This is a genomic window from Glutamicibacter sp. MCAF14 (assembly GCF_052114325.1).
Taxonomy (GTDB): Bacteria; Actinomycetota; Actinomycetes; order Actinomycetales; family Micrococcaceae; genus Glutamicibacter; species Glutamicibacter arilaitensis.
On record NZ_JBFREO010000030.1, the window covers coordinates 1 to 374 of the forward strand.

Annotated in this window: 1 protein-coding gene; it reads right to left on the reverse strand. The window is 68.4% G+C overall.

Annotated features, from left to right (window positions below):
• Positions 1-374 (reverse strand): site-2 protease family protein (locus tag AB4Y71_RS18010; RefSeq protein ID WP_441722763.1); only part of this gene is annotated, 374 nt, incomplete at both ends.

Consider the following 374-nt stretch of genomic DNA (forward strand, 5'->3'; position numbering starts at 1 on the left):
CCCATCATGATGACGATCCGCTTCCAGATCGGCAGCTGGTAGAACATCCGCCCGTCGTCGCCGGGACGGATCTCCTCGAGGCTCTGCTGACGCGCCTCGTCGACGAGCTGGCTCATCCGGCCGGTGCTCGACGCGCGCACGGTGCCGTCCGCGGCGGGCGGAAACATCCCGATCATCCGGATGTAGCCACCGAGCGGGATCGCCTTGACCCCGTACTCGGTCTCACCGCGGCGTCGCGACCAGATCGTCGGCCCGAAGCCGACCATGTACTGGGGCACCCGCAGCCCGAACTTCTTCGCCGGGACCAGGTGGCCGATCTCGTGCAGGGCGATCGACAGACCGATGCCGAGCACGGCGAGCAGGACCCCCAGGAC